Origin of the sequence: Corynebacterium sp. ACRPS, from assembly GCF_022346005.1 — a bacterium.
GTDB lineage: Bacteria > Actinomycetota > Actinomycetes > Mycobacteriales > Mycobacteriaceae > Corynebacterium.
This window is the reverse complement of sequence record NZ_JAKRMY010000043.1, coordinates 1-974: the sequence shown is the minus strand read 5'-3', so window position 1 is coordinate 974 and position 974 is coordinate 1. Positions and strand designations below refer to the sequence as shown.

Below are 974 nucleotides of genomic sequence, written 5' to 3'. Positions count from 1 at the left end.
GAACACGTCCCGACGACATACGAGCTGACTTGGGAAAACGGACTCGTCCTGGAGGACTTCCCGTTTCAGCGTGGCGTTGAACGACTCCGCCAACGAGTTGTCCGCGCTCGTCCCGATTGCTCCCATCGACTGGGTGACACCGAATCGTTCACACAGCTTCCGGTATTGCCCAGAGGTATAGACGCTGCCATGATCGGAGTGAAAAATCGCCCCGTCAAGGTTGCCTCGGACCCCGTGGGCCATCGTGAGAGCTTCTTCGACCAACTCCGTGCGCATGTGGTCGGCGATCGCGAAACCGGTCAACTGCCGCGAATAGCAGTCGATGACGGTGGCCAGGTACATATTCGACCCGTCCGCGATCGGCAGGTACGTGATATCGCCGACGTAGATGGTGTTCGGTTTCTCCGCGGTGAACCGGCGTTTCAGCAGGTCGGGCAACTTCGGAGCCCGTTTCGCAGACACGGTGGTCTTCACCCGGCGTTTTTTGGTGTAGCCGAACAGGCCCATCTGGCGCATCAACCTGGCGGTGCGCTTGTGATTGAAAAGGTCGTCGTTGGCTGGATCGGAATTGATGGCCGCCGTCACGCGTTTCGCCCCGTAACAACCGTTCTCGGCCGTGAACACGGCCTTGATCCTCGCTCCCAGCACCGCGTCGTCAAGGACGCGTCGCCGGCGGGCAGGAGCAGCTGATTTCCATTTGTAATACGAGGACCGGTTGATCTTCAAAACCTCACATAACCGCTTGACCTCGTAGAGGCCTCGGTTGTCATCAACGAACCGGAAGCGGTTCACCAGTTCGTCTCTTCCGCGAAATATTTGGCCGCCTTGCGGAGAATCTCTCGTTCCTCCCGGAGCTTGGCGTTTTCGCGTTCCAGCACGCGGATGCGTTCGGCGTCGGAGAGTCCTTCAGCAGGCGTGCGTGCGCTGTTGGCTGCGGCAATGGGGCTGGCGACTTTTTCACCGTTGGCGTTGGT

1 pseudogene is annotated in these 974 nt (G+C 59.4%); it reads right to left on the bottom strand.

Going from position 1 to position 974, the window contains the following annotated elements:
* Positions 1-974: pseudogene (locus tag MHX65_RS11480) on the bottom strand (IS3 family transposase); the annotation flags it as partial.